A 16,460-nucleotide genomic window follows, 5' to 3' on the forward strand; every position below is an offset into this window, starting at 1 on the left:
CGCACCGCAGCCGAGCGCACCGCCGGTCACCGGGGCCGTGGGCCGCGCGACGGTGGCGTTCCGTGGTGAGCGCCAGCCCGGCGTCGGCACCCCGGCGCCCGCGTTCGCCACGGTCGTCGCGTTCGACCTGCGCCCCGGCGTGGACCGCGCGGCGCTCGTGCGGCTCATGCGGGTGTGGACCGACGACATCGAACGGCTCATGGCCGGGACGCCCCCGCTGGCCGACCAGGCCGGCGAGCTCACGGCCCTGCCGGCGAGCCTCACCGCGACCGTCGGCTACGGCCCCGGGTTCTTCGCCGCGGCCGGGCTGGCCCACCGGGCGCCGTCCTGGGCGGCGCCGCTGCCGCCGTTCGCCGTCGACCAGCTGGAGGACCGCTGGTCCGGCGGCGACCTCGTGCTCCAGGTGTGCGCCGACGACCAGCTGGCCCTCGCGCACGCCGTGCGGGTGCTCAGCGTCGGTGCCACCACGTTCGCCACCCCGCGGTGGACCCAGCACGGGTTCCGGCACGCCCCGGGCGTCACCGCACCCGGCGCCACGATGCGCAACCTCCTGGGCCAGCTCGACGGCACGCGCAACGTCCAGCCGGACGTCGACCCCGACCTCGTGTGGCACAGCGGGCCCGACGCCGGCTGGCTCGCGGGTGGTACGTCGATGGTGGTGCGACGCATCCGGATGAACCTGGACACCTGGGACGTGCTCGACCGCGGCAGCCGGGAGGCGGCGCTCGGCCGCCGGCTGGCCGACGGCGCACCGCTCACCGGGTCGACCGAGACCGACGTGCCGGACCTGGAGGCCCGGGACGCCCGCGGCTTCACCGTGATCGGCCCGGCCGCGCACGTGCGCCGGGCCGCCGCGACCACGCCGCGCGAACGGTTCATGCGCCGGCCCTTCAACTACCTCGACCCGACCGAGGCCGGTCTGCTGTTCATCGCCTTCCAGGCCGACCCGGTGGCCCAGCTCGTGCCCGTGCAGCAGCGGCTGGCCGAGGCCGATGTGCTCAACATCTGGACCACGCCGGTCGGGTCGGCGGTCTTCGCGGTGCCGCCGGGCGCCCGGGACGGGGAGTACCTGGGCGAGGGCCTGCTGGCCTGAGGCCCGCACCGCCGCCCCACCGGCTCGTCCCCCGGACGGAGCGCCGCCCAGGCACCAGACTGGCGCGATGACACCCGCGACCTCCGACGCCGCGCGCCCCGTCTCGATGCGCCCCCCGCTGCTGCGGCTCGGCCTGCCCAGGGACCGGCAGGCCACCACCCACCTGGGCACGTTCCTCGTGACGGCCATGCTCACGGTGCTGGTCACGCGCGCCCTGCTGGCTGCGACCGGCTACCCGCAGCTGGGCGGCGGCGGGCTGCACATCGCGCACGTGCTGTGGGGCGGGCTGCTGCTCACGCTCGCGTTCTTCGCGGTGCTGTCGTTCGTCGGGCCGGTGGTGCGCCCGCTCGCGGCGCTCGTCGGCGGTGTGGGCTTCGGGCTGTTCATCGACGAGGTCGGCAAGTTCCTCACCTCGAACAACGACTACTTCTACGCACCGACCGCCTCGGTGGTCTACGCCAGCATCGTGCTGCTGGGGCTGGGCGTCGAGGTGCTGCACCACCGGCGCAGCGCCGACCCGGTCGAGTCGCTGGCCAACGCCGTCGACGAGGCGGCCGCCGGGGTGGCCGGCGGGCTCAGCCCCACGGCGCGACGTCGGGCGTACCGGTACCTCGCCGTCGCGGGGGAGGTACCCGGCACGTCGCAGACCGCGGCGCTGCTCGACTCGATCGGCACCGACCACGAGGAGGTCCCGGACCCCGCCGCCGCGGTGCGCCGCTGGGCGGTGCGCACGCTGCACCGCGTGGTCCGGGCGCGGGCGGTGCCCTGGATCGCCGTGGCCGTGTTCATGGTGGGGTCCGTGACGTCGGTCGGGCTGGGGCTGGCCGGGTCCGACGGGCCGTTGTGGCTCCCGGTCGGGGTGGTGCTCTCCGGTCTGACGTCGTTCGGGCTCGCGGCGTTCGGGCTGTGGCGGATGCGCACCGACCAGGTCCACGGCTACCGGTGGGTGCGCCGCGCGATGCTCGTCGGGGTGCTCGTCACCCAGTTCTTCAACTTCCGGCTGTCGCAGTGGGACGCGAGCTTCGGGCTGATCGTCAACCTCGTCGCGCTCGGGGTGGTGTCCGTCGAGCTCGACGACCTGCAGGCCCGGGACACCCCCGGTGCTAGCGTCCGGACGACCCCCCAGCCCAAGGAGTGACCATGCTCGTCATCACTGCCACGTTCCAGGCCAAGCCCGGTCAGGAGGCGCAGCTCGAGGCGGCCCTGGTCTCCCTCATTGAACCGGTGAGCGCCGAGGACGGTGTGCTGGAGTACACGCTGCACCGCTCGCCGACCGACCCGGCCGCGTTCTTCTTCTACGAGAGGTACCGCGACCAGGCCACCGTCGACCGGCACAGCGGCACCCCGCACCTGGGCGCCCTGCTCGCGCGGGTCCCGGAGCTGTGCGCGTCGGCGCCGGTCATCACCGTCTACGAGCCGATCGCCTCGATCGCCGACTGAGCGCGTCGGGCCCCGGCAGGCCGGCGGTGCGGGGGGGACGACGCGCGTCGTCCCCCCGCTGCGTCAGACGGCGGCGACCGGGAGGCAGACCCGGGTCACCCAGCGGGCCGGGTCGGGCTCGGTCGTCGGGCCGACGAGGTACACGTTGAACATCGGGCCGGCCTCGCGCAGCCCGTGGCCCGCGAGCCACGCCCCGAGGTCGGCCATGACACCCGCCATGCCCTCGTAGGACCCGTGCAGCTCACCGGTGACGACGTCGACCGCGGGGACCTGGACACAGCGGACGGCGCCGGCGTCCTCGAACGGCGCCAGGACGTCGAGCTGGACCTCGACGTCGGCGTCGTGCTCGACGAACTCCGGGTCGTGGAACACGGCGACCGCCTCGGCCTGCGGGGCGGGGACGGCGCCGGCCGGGGCCAGCCCGGCGCCCAGGCGCTGCCACAGCAGCCCCTCGTCGCCGTAGCCGGGCAGGACGTCACGCACCGAGGCGACGGTGCGGGCGGGACGGGTGAGACGGGTGATGGTCGTGGACATGGCAGGACGCTCCAGCTGGTCGAGGAATCGGTCGATGTCCCCCAGCCGGCCCTGCGCGGCGGCGATCTCGTCGCGGGTGGCCAGGCGGCGTTCGAGCAGCACGTCCCGCAGCCGGGCCGTGTCGACGAACGGGGCGCAGGCGGCCAGCTCGGCCACCCCCAGCCCCGCATCGCGCAGCGCCCGGACCCGGCCGGCGGTCCGCAGCAGCTCCGGGTGGTAGTACCGGTAGCCGCTGAACGGGTCGACGCGGGTGGGGTGCAGCACGCCGTGCTCGTCGTAGTGGCGCAGCATGCGGATGCTCAGCCTGGACAGGCGGGAGAACTCACCGATCGTGAGGAGCCGGTCGTCGGACATGTCCACGACCTCACACTCTGCCATCGTGTCAGACGCAACCCCCGTGGCCGACGGGTCAGCCGCCCGCCCCGGCGCCGTGCCACTGGGCGCTCATCGACCGGCGCGACCGGTACAGCGACCGGCTCTGCACCACCAGACCCAGCACGACGAGGGCACCGTCGAGCACGAACCACTGGCCGGCCGGCGCCACGGTGCGGGTCAGCTGGCCCAGGTCGGCCACGTGCGCGGCGCCGACCAGCAGCATCACCCCGTGGACCGTGACCGAGGCGCCGGCCAGCGCGGTGAGCACGACGAGGATGACGGCGGGCAGGTTCCCACGGATCGCCAGCAGCCCGAGCGCCAGCCCGGCCAGCACCGCGACCGCGAGCACCAGCCAGGAGGTGTGCACCCCCAGCGCGGTCATCGCCGCCGAGCCCAGCGTGAAACCGAACGCCGCGAAGCCCAGCACGACGGCCACCTGGTACGACACGTAGGCCAGCAGCCCGAGGACGAGCGCGCCGACGAGCGCCCCCACCCAGCCCGGCACCGAGGCCAGGGCGCTGCCACCGGCCGCGTCGGCCACCAGCCGCGCCCCGACGACGAACCCGATCCAGGCGCCGAACAGGCTGATGACCAACCGCATCGCGGCGTACCCGCGAAAGCACAGCAGGGCGCCGACCAGGACCGCGATGACCCCCACCACCAGCTCGGGCACGTGCCACCTCCTCGATCGGGCTGTCCGTCCGTCTGGGACGAATCCTGCCGCGACCGGGCCCGCGCTGCGAGAGCAGGGCGGCGCTGCCCCGCAGGTCAGCCCAGGCGCTGGGCCCGCAGCTGCACCGTGCGGAGCATCTTGCGCAGCATCCACACGTCGGCCAGCTCCAGCAGCACGCCGAACGCCAGCGAGGACGGGGCGCCGGTGGGCCGCGACCGGATCCGGGTGACGAGCCGGGTCGCCTCGGACCCGACGGGGTCGAGCTGCCACACCCAGGACGTGCCGGGCGAGCCCCACACCATGGACGTCGGCGCGTCGAGCGCGAGCACCTCGATGCCCTGGGTGCCGTCGGGGCTCATCGGCACGAGGTCGCCGACGGCCAGCTGCTGCCACTGCGGGTTGATCTCGCTGGCGCTCGGCCGGCCGAGGTTGTCGAGCAGGTCGTAGCTGTACCAGCCGGCCCGCCCGACGCCGGCCTGCACGAGCCACGGCCAGACCTCGTGCGGCGGGGCCTCGATGGTGATCGCGCGGGTGGCGTCGAACACGGGGCGCGGCACCAGGTCGTCACCGGGCAGCGCGCGCGTGACCTCGTCGGGGGTGGCCCCCCAGGTGAGCTGCCAGGGCCGGTACCAGCGCAGGTAACCGTACGCGGCACCGGCCGCGACCAGCAGCGGGACGACGTGGCGGGCGCGCATGGCCGAAGTCTGGCACCGGAGCTCGGCGCCGCCCCGGGCACTGCGTCCCGGGCGACCTGTCGGTCAGAACGCGTACGGCCCGAACCGACCCCACGCCACCACGGCCGCGAGCACCAGCAGCACGACGGGCAGGCCGAGGCCCTTGGACTCGCCCCGGCGCACATGCGTGACGATCGCCCCGATCATGACGAGCGCCAGCCCGGTGGCGGCCAGCGGCACCAGGACGGGCGCGATCCCCGTGACGCCCGGCAGCACGAGGCCGAGCGCGCCGAGCACCTCGACGGTGCCGACGAACCGGACCGCGGCGAGCGGCGCCTCACCGGTCCAGCCCATACCGGCGGCGACGAGCTTGTCCACCGGCCGGACCATCTTCTGCCCCCCGGCGAAGAGGAACAGGGCGGCGAGCACGCCCGCGAGGACCCAGAGCAGGACGTTCACCGGGAGTGCTCCTTCGAGACGGTGGCAGCAGCGACGTACTGAACAGTACGGGCCTGTACTTCACCGTTCAAGCAACTACGTCGTTCCTGGTCATCCCGCATCTGCGCACCGTCGGGAGCGGGCGGTCCGCCGAGCGCAGCAGGGCCATGGAGCAGGTGCGCACCCGGCCATCGCGACCGGGTCGACGGCTCACCTCACGCGCATGGCCAGCCACCGGCCCCATGACGCGGAGGGTGTTCGCGGACTTCGGGTGAGCGGGGTCGACAGGGCTCCGTCGACCATCCGCGACGCCGCGGGGCGGCTCGCCGCCCGGCTCGTCAGACCTGGACGTCCAGGTTCTGGCCGATCGCCGGGTCGAGGCTCGCCAGGAGCGCCGCGCTCTGGTTCGCGGCGACGTCGAGGGCCTTGCGCACGAGGGTCATGGACGCCGCGACCTGGGCGCCGGCGGTCCCTGCAGCGGTCACCTCCACGAGGCGCCTCCTTCACTCGGACCGGGCCTGGGTGGCCCGCACCTCAGCATCGGACGCGCGAGGGATGTCCTGGTAGCCGCCGGGGGCACAACCACCCGTTCGCCCGCACCCTTCCAGGCCGGGCATCTCCGGAACCCTTGCTTCGAAGTCCGCGCTCCGTACGCGTGACACCGACGGAAATCGTCGTGCTGCGGTCGATGGGGTGCTCATATCGTCGGTCCGGTGCAATGATGAACACTCAGCCGTCGCACCGAAGGAGCCCCGCATGTCCACCCGCACCCCGATCACCCTCGACCGGGCACGCATCGCCGAGCTCACCGCGCGGGAGGCGGCACGGCTGGACGAGCGCACCCCCGGCTCGGCCGCGCTGTACGCCCGGGCCCGCCAGACGCTGTCCGACGGCGTCGCCTCCAGCTACCAGGTGCGCGAGCCCTGGCCGATCTACCTCGACCGCGGCGACGGCTCGCACGTCTGGGACATCGACGGCAACGAGATGGTCGACTTCCACAACGGGTTCGGCTCGATGGTCCAGGGCCACGCCCACCCGGCGATCACCAAGGCCGTCACCGAGCGGCTCACCAAGGGCACGCACTTCGCCGCCCCCACCGAGGACGCGGTCGTCGTCGCCGAGGAGCTCAAGGCCCGCTGGGGCCTGCCGCGCTGGCGCTACGTCAACACCGGCTCCGAGGCGACCATGGACGCCATCCGGATCGCCCGCGGCCTCACCGGGCGCGACACCATCGTGAAGATCTTCGGCTCGTACCACGGGCACCACGACTACGTCATGGTCTCGATCGGCGTCCCCTACGGCGAGATCGGCGACCGGGACAACCTGGCGTCGCTGCCGTACGGCGCGGGCATCCCGCAGTCCAGCGTCGACATGACCATCGCGGTGCCGTTCAACGACGCCCCCGCCATGGAGCGGCGCATCGAGCGGCTCATCGCCGAGGGCCGCAAGCCGGCCGCCGTCATCATGGAGGCCGCCATGATGAACCTCGGCATCGTGCTGCCCGAGCCGGGGTACCTGGAGGCGGTGCGGGAGATCACCCGCAAGCACGGCATCGTCCTCATCTTCGACGAGGTCAAGACGGGGCTGTGCATCGCCGCCGGCGGGGCCACCGAGCGGTTCGGGGTCAAGCCGGACATGGTGACCCTGGCCAAGGCGCTGGGCGGCGGGCTGCCGGTCGGCGCGATCGGCGGCACCGACGAGGTGTTCTCCGTGGTCGAGGACGGCACGGTCTACCAGGTCGGCACCTACAACGGGAACCCGCTCGGGGTGGCCGCCGCACGCGCCAGCCTCGAGCAGGTGCTCACGCCGCAGGCCTACGCGCACCTCGACGCGCTCAACGCGCACCTGGTCGCCGGCTGCACCGAGGTCCTCGAGAAGTACAACCTGCCGGGCTACGCGGTGGGCGTCGCCTCCAAGGGCTGCGTGACGTTCGCCCCGGAGAAGATCGTCGACTACGAGAGCTTCAAGAAGTTCCAGGACGGCGAGCTGGCCGACCTCGCGTGGCTCTACAACATGAACCGCGGCGTCTTCATGACCCCCGGCCGCGAGGAGGAGTGGACGCTGTCCGTGCAGCACACCTTCGCCGACTGCGACCGCTTCATCGCCGCGTTCGCCGAGCTGGCCGCCGACCTCACGGCCTGAGGCCACCGACCGAGGCCGGGAGCGGCCGGGGCCCGTACCCCGGTCGCTCCCGGCCTCGTCCTTTCTCGTCCCGTTCACCGTCGGGGGCCCGACCCCGTCGCGTCCCTCGTCGGCGGCCCGTCCCCAGCCCCCGTGGTCGGGTGACGGTGCCGCGCACCGGTCCGACGTGTCGGCGCCGACCCGCACACTGGACGGGTGACCACGGACCTGGACGACGCCACCATGGCCGGGCTGCGCACCCGGGCCGACGAGGTGCTGCGTGCCCTCGTCGGATCACCGGACGCGCAGCTGCGGCCGGACCAGTGGGTGGCGATCGAGGCGCTGGTCGCCCACCGGCGCCGGGCCCTCGTGGTGCAGCGGACCGGCTGGGGCAAGTCGGCCGTCTACTTCGTCGCGACCGCCCTGCTGCGTGAGCGCGGCGCCGGGCCCACCGTGCTGGTCTCGCCGCTGCTGTCCCTCATGCGCAACCAGGTCGCGGCGGCCCGACGGGCCGGCATCCGGGCCGAGACCATCCACTCGGCCAACCTCCCCGAGTGGGAGGCCGTGCACCAGCGGGTGCGCGACGGCGAGGTCGACGTGCTGCTGGTCTCTCCGGAGCGGCTCAACAACCCGGGCTTCCGGGACGAGGTGCTGCCCTCGCTGGCACGTGACGCCGGGCTCGTCGTGGTCGACGAGGCGCACTGCGTCTCCGACTGGGGGCACGACTTCCGACCGGACTACCGGCGCATCGCGACCCTGCTCACCCAGCTGCCCACCGGCACCCCGGTGCTCGCCACGACGGCGACGGCCAACGAGCGGGTGACCGCGGACGTCGCCGCCCAGCTCGACCCCGCGGGCGACCAGGACGTGCTCGTGCTGCGCGGCACGCTCGAACGCGACAGCCTGCACCTGTCGGTGCGCCCGGTGCCGGACACCGCGACGGCGATGGCCTGGCTGGTGGCGAACCTGCCGCGGCTCACCGGGTCGGGCATCGTCTACACGCTCACGGTCGCGGCGGCCGAGCAGGTCGCCGAGCACCTGCGCGGGGCGGGCCTGGAGGTCGCCGCCTACACCGGGCGCACCGAACCGGCCGAACGCGAGGCGCTGGAGCAGGACCTGCTCGACAACCGGGTGAAGGCCCTGGTCGCGACCTCGGCGCTGGGCATGGGCTTCGACAAGCCGGACCTCGGGTTCGTCGTGCACGTCGGCGCACCCGCCTCGCCGATCGCCTACTACCAGCAGGTGGGGCGTGCCGGGCGCGGTACCGACCGGGCCGACGTCGTGCTGCTGCCCGGGCCCGAGGACCGCGCGATCTGGGAGTGGTTCGCCTCCATGTCGTTCCCCGCCGCCGACCAGGTGCGGGCGACCCTCGACGTGCTGGCGGCCGCCGGGGCGCCGATGACGCTCCCCGCGCTCGAGACGGCGGTCGACCTGCGCCGCGGACGACTGGAGATGATGCTCAAGGTGCTCGACGTCGACGGCGCCGTGCACCGGGTCCGCGGCGGCTGGCAGTCCACCGGGCAGCCCTGGGTCTACGACGCGGACCGGTACGCCCGGCTCGACGCCGCCCGGCGCGCCGAGCAGCAGGCGATGGTCGAGTACATCGCCACCCCCGGTTGCCGGATGGCGTTCTTGCGCACGGCGCTCGACGACCCGCAGCTCGCGGCCGACCCGTCGTGGCGCTGCGGGACGTGCGACCGGTGCCAGGCAGCCGCGGGCCCGGGCGCCGTCACAACCACGGGCATCGGGACGGGCACGGGCGCGGCGGCCGACGGGGTGGACGCTGCGCTCGTCGCGGCAGCACGCGACCGGCTGCACCGGCCGGGCGTCGAGGTGACCGCACGGCGGCAGTGGCCCTCGGGGATGGCGACGATGGGCGTCCCGCTCACCGGCAGGTTGCCCGCCGACGAGCTCGCGGCCGCCGGCCGGGCCGTGGCGCGCAGCGACGGCCTCGGGCTCGGCGGGGTGCTGCGGACCTTGTTCGGCGGCACGGAGGCGAACGACGGCCCGGTCCCGCCAGCGCTGCGCGACGCCGTGCTGGCGGCCCTCGACTCCTGGGACGTGACGGCCGACGGGGTCGTGTGGGTCCGCTCGGTCACCCGGCCACAGCTCGTCGAGCACCTCGCCGGTGCGGTGGCACGGCACCGGCACCTGCCCCTGGTCGGCGCCGTGGGACCGGTCGGCGACGCCCCGCCCGACCGGCACGACGTCAACTCCGCCCAGCGCCTCGCCGGGGTGCACCGGCGGCTCGGGCTCGAGCTGTCCGAGTCGGCGCTCACCGGGCTGGCCGGTCGCAGCGTCCTCCTCGTCGACGACCGGACCGACTCCGGCTGGACGCTCACCGTCGCCGCCCGGCTGCTGCGCCGGGCCGGGGCGGCGCAGGTGCACCCGTTCGTGCTGGCCACGGGCTGACGCCCGAGCCCTCACACCTCGGCGTACAGCTCACCGACCGGGACCGGGACGTCGAGGGTGTTCCCGGCCGCGGGCAGCGGGCAGGCCCACGCCGCGTCGTAGGCGCAGGACGGCTGGTAGGCGAAGTTGAGGTCGACCACCAGCGTCTCCGGGCCGCCGCCCAGGTCCGCACCCTTGGTGGTGTCGAGCACGTACCGCCCCCCGCCGTAGGTGCTGCGCCCGCTCGTGGCGTCCCGCAGCGGCAGGAAGATCCCACCGCCGTAGCCGGCCAGCCACCACACGTCCAGGCTGCCCAGACCCGGCAGCCGCACCGCACCCACCCGCTCGAACGGGACCACACCATCGGTCCCGGTCGCCACCTCACGTCGAGCCGGGCCGTCCCCGGGCTGCACCTCGACGACGAACCGGTACGCCGGGTCGTACGGCGCGACCACCGCGCCCGGGTAGGTCGCACGGGACGCCGCGCGCACCGGTGAGGCGGGATGGGTCCGCAGCAGACGGTTGCGGCCGGCGACCCAGAGCTGGTGGGCGAGCGCCGCATCGGACGTCGCGCGCACCGAGCGGTAGAGCTCGGCGACCTGCCGCCGCCAGTCCAGGACGTCCCACTGCGCACCCGTCACCTCAGGAGCGTAGGTGCGGGCGGCGGCCCCCGCTCAGCTCGGCCGGAGCGCCTCGACCGGCGTACGGAGCTCGGGCACCACCGCGGGCTCGGGCGAGAGCGCGGGCTCCGGCACCGCCGGGAGCACGCCAGCGGGCAGGGGCTCGGACGGCACCGACGGCCCGGACACCGCCAGGTCCGCCGACCCCGCTGGGACCCCGCGCCGCGCCGGACGGCTGGCGATGAGCACCCCGAGCACGACGAGCGCCCCGCAGGCGATCTCGGCCAGCGGGGTGCGCTCGCCCAGCAGCAGCCACGACGCCGCGATCCCGGCGACCGGCACGAGCATGGAGAACGGGGCGACGGTGCTCGACGGGTGCCGCGACATGAGGGCGCTCCACAGGCCCGAGCCGACGAGGGTCCCGATGAGCACCGTGAAGGCCAGGCCGGCCAGGGCGAGCAGACCCCGGCTGCTGCCGAGCCCGGTGAACGAGTGCCCGATCGCCGTCGGGCCCTCGACCACGAGGGAGAGCGCAAGCATCGGCAGCGGCGGCACCACCGACATCCACAGCGTGAGGCGCAGCGGTTCGTCCGTGCGCGCCAGCCGGTTGCTGATGTTGCCGAACGCCCAGCCCAGCCCGCCGAGCAGGGTGAGCAGCACCGGCAGCAGACCGGCCGACCCCAGCACCCCGGCCCGGTGCAGCGCGATCCCGACCAGCCCGGCGACCGCGAGCGCGAGCCCCGCCCGCTGGCGCGCACTCACCTTCTCGCGCAGGAACACGGCGGCGAGGATGACGGTGAACGGCGCCGAGGCCTGCAGCACGAGCGAGGTGAGCCCGGCCGGCATGCCGATGCTCATCGCCCAGTAGACGAACACGAACTGCAGCACCCCGAAGCCGATCCCGTAGCCCAGCAGCCAGCGCAGCTGCACCTTCGGGCGCGGGACGAGCAGCACGGTGGGGATGGCGATGAGTGCGAACCGCAGCGCGACCAGCAGGAACGGCGGGAACTGCTGCAGCGACAGGTGGATCGCGGTGAAGTTGACCCCCCAGCACACGGCGACGAGGACGGCGAGCAGGCGGTCACGGGCGGGCATGGCGGTCAGTCTGCGGGGCCAAATCCGTTCAGCACCAGCGAATCTTCGTGAAGCATCTCTGTAGCATCGCTGCATGATGTCGCGCTCGCTGGACCCGCACGCACTCGAGGTCGTCCGGGCCGTCGGCGCCCGCGGCGGCGTCGGCGCCGCTGCCGAGCTGCTGCACGTGACCCCATCCGCGGTGTCCCAGACGCTGCAGGCGCTCAGCCGCGACGTCGGGATGCCGGTCACCGAACGCGTCGGACGCGGGGTCCGGCTCACCCCCGCCGGGGAGGCCCTCGCCGCGGCCAGCGTCGACGTCGCGGTCGCCCTCGAACGGGCCCGGGCCGCCTGCGACGCGCTGCGCACCGACCCCGGCGGCGAGGTCACGGTGAGCGCCTTCGCCTCCGGCGCCCGGATGCTCTTCCCCACGCTGCTCACCTGGGCGCAGGGCGTGCCCGGGCTCCGCGTGGTGCTCGCCGACGGCGACGTGGCGACCGACCAGTTCGCGGCGCTCACCGACGAGATCGACGTGGTGGTCGGCCACCACCCCGAGGGCGAGGACCCCTGGGCGGGCATCGGACGGCGCGTCGTCCCGCTGCTGCGCGAACCGCTCGACGTCGCGCTGCCGCTCGACCACCGGCTCGCCGACCGGTCCTGGCTCACCCCGCAGGACCTGGCCGACGAGCGGTGGATCTCCGTCCGCGAGGGCTTCCCGGTGGCCGAGGTGCTCAGCGCCATCACGGGCGGCGCGCCGCACGTGACGCAGCGCCTCAACGACTTCTCGGTGGTCGAGGCGCTCGTCGCCGCAGGCCACGGGATCAGCCTGCTGCCTCGCTACACCACCTCGGCGCAGGGTCGCTTCCGGCTGCTCCCGCTGCGCGGGGTGCGCGCGGCCCGCAGCATCGCCGCCCTGGCCAGGCCCGACCGCGCCGAACGCCTCGCGGTGCGCCGCGTGCTGGACCGCCTGGTCGCCGACGCGGCCTCGCTCACCGCACCGCACTGACGCCCGACGACGCCCCCGGCGTCAGACCCGGACGACGACCTTGCCGCGCACGTGCCCCGACTCGCTGAGCTCGTGCGCTGCGGCGGCATCGGCCAGGTCGAAGACCGCGGCCACGTCGACCGCGAGCTGCCCGGCGTCCGCCATCGTCGCGAGCGCCGCGAGGTCCTCGCTGCTCGGACGCACCCAGAGGTAGTGGCCACCGAGCTCGACCCGCGCCGCGGGGTTGACGATCGACGCGACCGTCCCGCCCGGCGCGAGCAGCGCACGCGTCGTGGCCACCAGGTCGTCGGTGCCGAAGTCGAGGACGACGTCGACACCGTCCGGTGCCAGGGCTCGCACCCGGTCGACGAGCCCGTCGCCGTAGGCCACCGGTTCGGCGCCGAGCGTGCGCAGGTACTCGTGGTTGGCCGGCGACGCCGTGCCGATGACCCGCGCGCCGCGGGCCCGGGCGATCTGCACCGCGAACTGCCCGACGCCCCCGGCGGCCGCGTGCACCAGCACCGTCTGGCCGGCGTGCACCCCGCTGCGCTCGATGCTCTGGTAGGCGGTCAGACCGGTGAGCGGAACCGCGGCGGCCTCCTCGAAGGTGAGGGAGGCGGGCTTGCGGGCCAGCGTGCGGACCGGGGCCGCGACCAGCTCGGCGAGCGTGCCGCCCTGCACCCAGTCCTTGCGGACGTAGCCGAACACCTCGTCACCCACCGCGAACTCCGGGGCGTCCGGCCCCACCCGCTCGACCACGCCGGCGACGTCCCAGCCCGGGACCACGGGGAAGACCACGTCCAGGAGCCCGTCCAGGTAGCCCGCGCGGACCTTCCAGTCGACCGGGTTGACCGAGGACGCCCGCACCCGCACGAGCACGCTGTCGGGGCCGACCTTCGGCTCGGGCAGGTCGGTGAGGGTGAGGACGTCGGAGCCGCCGTAGCGGGAGTAGGTGATGGCACGCATACCTGGGCCAACCCCGGGTGGGACGCGCTTCTTCCGCGGCAGGTCGTGGGGCGGTGCGCCGGGGTCAGGCCGGGAGCTCCCTGGCCAGGAACTCCTCGACGTCGTCGCGCTCGGCCGCACCGACGGTGTGCCCCATCCCGGGGTAGACGCGTGCGTCGAGCCGGGTGTGCGCGGCGAGCCAGGTCTGGGTGCGTGCGGTGGCGTCGGGCGCGATGACCGGGTCGGCGTCACCGCGGGCGAACAGCACGGGCGGCGGGTCGGCCGCCAGGACGGCGTCGCCGGGCTGCTCACCGGGCAGGACGAAGCCGGACAGCACCACCCCGGCGACGAAGGCCCCGGGCCGGGCGCGCAGCAGCTGGGTCACCATGAGCCCACCCTGGGAGAACCCGAGCAGCGCGGTCCGGCGGCCCGGTGCGACGTGCGCGTCGAGCCAGGCCAGCAGGGCGGTGGTCGCCTCGTGCACGGGGGCCGGGTCGGGGGCACCGGGCACCGTGATCGGCGCCCAGGCGAAGCCCGGCCCGGCGGGCAGAGGGGCGCGCGGTGCCAGCAGCTCCAGGTCAGGGCGGTCGACGAGCGGGAGCAGGTCGCCGTCGTGCGAGCCGTAACCGTGCAGCAGCACGAGCACCGGCGCGTCGGGCTGCGTGCCGGGGCGGCGGCGACCCGTCTCGATCGTCAGCGCGCTCATCGGGCGCCGGCGGCGGCGACCTCGATGAGGCTGCCCCACGGGTCGTCGAACCGCAGCGTGAGCCCGTCGTCGCGCACCGGGACCCCGCGATGCACGAGCCGGTCGCGCAGCGCGGCCACGTCGTCGGGCCCGGGGACGGTGAGCGCCACCTGACCCAGGCCCAGCGCGGCGGCCCGAGGACCGGCGCCGGCCGAGTTCCACGTGTTCATCGCCATGTGGTGGTGGTAGCCGCCGGCCGCGACGAAGAGCGCACCGCGCATCGCCGCCATCTGCTCGAAGCCGAGGGTGTCGACGTAGAACGCCTTGGCCGTCGGGATGTCGCCGACCTGCAGGTGCACGTGGCCCACCTGGGCGGCATCGTGCTCGGCCTGCTCGACCGCGCGGTCGCTCACGTGCTCGGCGAGGAACGCGTTCGGGTCGAACCAGTCGGTCCCCATGGCGACGCCGCCGTCGGCCTGGCGCTGCCACACGTCGCGGGGCCGGTCCCAGTACAGCTCGATGCCGTTGTCCTCGGGGTCCTGGAAGTAGAAGGCGCGGGACACCCAATGGTCGGCGTTGCCGACGAACCGGGAGCCGGGGTGCTGGGCGGCCCGGACGACCGCCGCCGCCAGCGACTCCTCGGTGTCGAACAGGACGGCCGTGTGGAACAGCCCGGCCTGGGTGCGCGAGCCGGCCGGCAGCCCGGGGGTGTGCCGGAGCACGACGACCGGCGTCCCGAGCCGACCGAGCACGACGGACCCGGCGCTGGTCGGGCCGGCGGGCTCGACGGCCAGCGTCGTGAGCGCGAGTGCGTCGCGGTAGTACGCGGCCATGGCGTCCAGGTCGCCGACGTGCAGGGTGACGGCGGCCATCGAGGTGTCCGCCGCGAGCAGGTCCTGGGCCTGACGCGCCGTCGTGGTGCTGCTCATGGCGAGCTCCTTCCCCGGTCCGGTCCGGTCCGGCCGGTGCCTGGATACGCGTGCTGCTGATGAGCGTGACGGTACCCCGGTTTGATTGAAGTCTCAACTATCTGTCGCCGGGTCTAGTCTGGCGGCATGACCGCACCCCGCACCTGGTGGTGGCTGCTCTAGGCAGCCGCGGTCGACCCACCCTCCCCGAGCTGCTCCGTGCGGCTGGGGACTCCTCGTGCTCGGCGTGCGGACAGCTCCCGTCCGCAGGAGCACCGATGACCAGCACTGACATCGCCACCCGCTCGACCGGCACCGCACCCGGTGCGCACGACGGGCGCGTCCCGTCCGAGGCGACGACGCTCGACATCGCCGAGCAGCTCGCCCACGAGCGCACCCTCGAGCTGGAGCAGCAGATCGCCGCCGACCCCGGCCGGTTCCGGGTGCTCACCGGGGACCGACCGACCGGACGGCTGCACATCGGGCACCTGTTCGGCACGGTCGCCAACCGGGTCCGGCTGCAGGGCCTGGGCGTGCAGACCTTCGTCGTCGTCGCCGACTACCAGGTGATCGCCGACCGGGACAGCGGTGGCGACCTCGCCTCAGCCTGCCTCGACCTGGTGATCGACCACCTCGCCGCGGGGATCGACCCGGCGCGGTCGACGATCTTCCAGCACAGCGCCGTGCCCGAGCTGCACCAGCTCATGCTGCCGTTCCTGTCCCTGGTCACCGTCGCCGAGCTGGAGCGCAACCCCACCGTCAAGGCCGAGCTCGCGGCCACCGGCGGCCGGGCCATGTCGGGTCTGCTGCTCACCTACCCGGTGCACCAGGCGGCCGACATCCTCGCCGTGCGGGGCACCGTCGTCCCGGTGGGCCGCGACCAGCTGCCCCACCTGGAGACGACGCGACTGGTGGCCCGCCGGTTCAACGCCCGCTACGGCGAGGGCACCCTGCCCGAGCCGGAGGCGCTGCTGTCGCCGACCCCGCTCGTGCTCGGCCTCGACGGGGCGAAGATGAGCAAGTCGGCCGGGAACGCCATCGCCCTCACCGCCGCACCCGACGAGATCGCCCGGGCGGTGCGCGGTGCCCGCACCGACGCCGAGCGGACCATCACCTACGAGCCGGAGCGGCGCCCGCACGTGGCGAACCTGCTGCGCCTGGCCGCGCTCGCCGGGGCCGGTGACCCGCAGGACGTGGCCGCCCGGATCGGCGACCGCGGGGCCGGCGCCCTCAAGGCCCTGCTCACCGACGCCCTCGTCGATCGCCTCGCCCCCGTCCGCGAGCGGGCCGCCCTGCTGCAGGGTGACCGCGCCCAGGTCGCCGCGGTGCTGCGCGTGTCCCCTCTTCCCTTGTCCCGGTTGCTGCCCGCCGGGGAGCTGCCGGGGATCCGTTTCGGCCCGTCGTTCCGTTTGCCGGCCGCCGCGCTCACCCCCTCCCTGCTCTCGGCGACCACGGTCTAGGGCGACCGCCTCCCGTCTTGCCCTGGTCCTGTGCGGGTGCCCCG

Annotated in this window: 17 protein-coding genes; 7 read left to right on the forward strand and 10 right to left on the reverse strand. The window is 74.6% G+C overall.

Annotation, left to right across the window (positions count from 1 at the left end; all coding sequences use genetic code 11):
* The 3 genes from F2B26_RS08795 to F2B26_RS08805 all read left to right on the forward strand — a co-directional run.
* On the forward strand, positions 1-1,093 hold a 1,093-nt coding region (locus tag F2B26_RS08795; RefSeq protein WP_159808461.1), incomplete at its 5' end, for a Dyp-type peroxidase.
* 67 nt (positions 1,094-1,160) lie between these two features.
* On the forward strand, positions 1,161-2,231 hold the full coding sequence (locus F2B26_RS08800) for a hypothetical protein (RefSeq protein ID WP_159808463.1): 1,071 nt from the start codon (positions 1,161-1,163) through the stop codon (positions 2,229-2,231).
* Between the two features lie 2 nt (positions 2,232-2,233).
* Positions 2,234-2,533, forward strand: coding sequence for a putative quinol monooxygenase (locus F2B26_RS08805; RefSeq protein WP_159808465.1), 300 nt, complete (start codon positions 2,234-2,236; stop codon positions 2,531-2,533).
* Positions 2,534-2,596: 63 nt separating this feature from the next.
* Here the strand turns inward: F2B26_RS08805 and F2B26_RS08810 are convergent, their stop codons facing one another.
* From F2B26_RS08810 to F2B26_RS08830, 5 genes are all read right to left on the reverse strand, one after another.
* Entirely contained in the window at positions 2,597-3,445 is an 849-nt protein-coding gene (locus tag F2B26_RS08810) for a MerR family transcriptional regulator (protein WP_159808467.1), read from the reverse strand.
* Positions 3,446-3,476: 31 nt separating this feature from the next.
* Positions 3,477-4,115 carry a TM7S3/TM198-like domain-containing protein gene (locus F2B26_RS08815; protein WP_159808469.1) on the reverse strand — a complete coding sequence of 213 codons (639 nt, stop codon included), beginning with the start codon at positions 4,113-4,115 and terminating at the stop codon, positions 3,477-3,479.
* Between the two features lie 95 nt (positions 4,116-4,210).
* Positions 4,211-4,810 carry a hypothetical protein gene (locus F2B26_RS08820; RefSeq protein ID WP_159808471.1) on the reverse strand — a complete coding sequence of 200 codons (600 nt, stop codon included), beginning with the start codon at positions 4,808-4,810 and terminating at the stop codon, positions 4,211-4,213.
* 63 nt (positions 4,811-4,873) lie between these two features.
* The gene (locus F2B26_RS08825; RefSeq protein ID WP_159808473.1) at positions 4,874-5,248 is read right to left on the reverse strand and encodes a DoxX family protein; all 375 of its coding nucleotides are present in this window, start codon (positions 5,246-5,248) and stop codon (positions 4,874-4,876) included.
* Between the two features lie 317 nt (positions 5,249-5,565).
* Positions 5,566-5,718: a putative motility protein gene (locus F2B26_RS08830; protein WP_159808475.1), complete on the reverse strand. Its 153-nt coding sequence runs from the start codon at positions 5,716-5,718 to the stop codon at positions 5,566-5,568.
* A gap of 265 nt (positions 5,719-5,983) precedes the next feature.
* On the opposite strand from F2B26_RS08830, the gene F2B26_RS08835 reads away from it, so the two are divergent.
* Both F2B26_RS08835 and F2B26_RS08840 read left to right on the forward strand, forming a co-directional pair.
* Positions 5,984-7,369, forward strand: coding sequence for an aspartate aminotransferase family protein (locus tag F2B26_RS08835; protein ID WP_159808477.1), 1,386 nt, complete (start codon positions 5,984-5,986; stop codon positions 7,367-7,369).
* 222 nt (positions 7,370-7,591) lie between these two features.
* On the forward strand, positions 7,592-9,760 hold the full coding sequence (locus F2B26_RS08840) for a RecQ family ATP-dependent DNA helicase (protein ID WP_159808491.1): 2,169 nt from the start codon (positions 7,592-7,594) through the stop codon (positions 9,758-9,760).
* A gap of 11 nt (positions 9,761-9,771) precedes the next feature.
* Here F2B26_RS08840 and F2B26_RS08845 read toward each other — a convergent pair whose 3' ends face one another.
* Both F2B26_RS08845 and F2B26_RS08850 read right to left on the reverse strand, forming a co-directional pair.
* Complete coding sequence (locus F2B26_RS08845) at positions 9,772-10,380, reverse strand: DUF1684 domain-containing protein (RefSeq protein ID WP_159808479.1); 609 nt, start codon at positions 10,378-10,380, stop codon at positions 9,772-9,774.
* 33 nt (positions 10,381-10,413) lie between these two features.
* Positions 10,414-11,454 (reverse strand): EamA family transporter, encoded by a 1,041-nt coding sequence (locus F2B26_RS08850; protein ID WP_159808481.1) that lies wholly within the window; start codon positions 11,452-11,454, stop codon positions 10,414-10,416.
* Positions 11,455-11,527: 73 nt separating this feature from the next.
* On the opposite strand from F2B26_RS08850, the gene F2B26_RS08855 reads away from it, so the two are divergent.
* Entirely contained in the window at positions 11,528-12,439 is a 912-nt protein-coding gene (locus tag F2B26_RS08855) for a LysR family transcriptional regulator (RefSeq protein WP_235929577.1), read from the forward strand.
* A gap of 21 nt (positions 12,440-12,460) precedes the next feature.
* Here the strand turns inward: F2B26_RS08855 and F2B26_RS08860 are convergent, their stop codons facing one another.
* The 3 genes from F2B26_RS08860 to F2B26_RS08870 form a co-directional block, all read right to left on the reverse strand.
* A complete protein-coding gene (locus tag F2B26_RS08860) occupies positions 12,461-13,384 on the reverse strand; it encodes an NADP-dependent oxidoreductase (RefSeq protein WP_159808483.1) in 924 nt (307 codons plus the stop codon).
* A 64-nt stretch (positions 13,385-13,448) separates the two neighbouring features.
* Positions 13,449-14,069, reverse strand: a complete 621-nt coding sequence (locus F2B26_RS08865) for an alpha/beta hydrolase (protein WP_159808485.1) — start codon at positions 14,067-14,069, stop codon at positions 13,449-13,451.
* A complete protein-coding gene (locus F2B26_RS08870; protein WP_159808487.1) occupies positions 14,066-14,977 on the reverse strand; it encodes a VOC family protein in 912 nt (303 codons plus the stop codon). The genes F2B26_RS08865 and F2B26_RS08870 overlap by 4 nt, the downstream gene beginning before the upstream one ends.
* A gap of 257 nt (positions 14,978-15,234) precedes the next feature.
* Here F2B26_RS08870 and trpS point away from each other — a divergent pair, with 257 nt between their 5' ends.
* Positions 15,235-16,416, forward strand: coding sequence for a tryptophan--tRNA ligase (gene trpS / locus F2B26_RS08875; protein ID WP_159808489.1), 1,182 nt, complete (start codon positions 15,235-15,237; stop codon positions 16,414-16,416).
* Positions 16,417-16,460: the final 44 nt, after the last annotated feature.

This window comes from Cellulomonas citrea (assembly GCF_009829685.1).
Classification (GTDB): Bacteria; Actinomycetota; Actinomycetes; order Actinomycetales; family Cellulomonadaceae; genus Cellulomonas; species Cellulomonas citrea.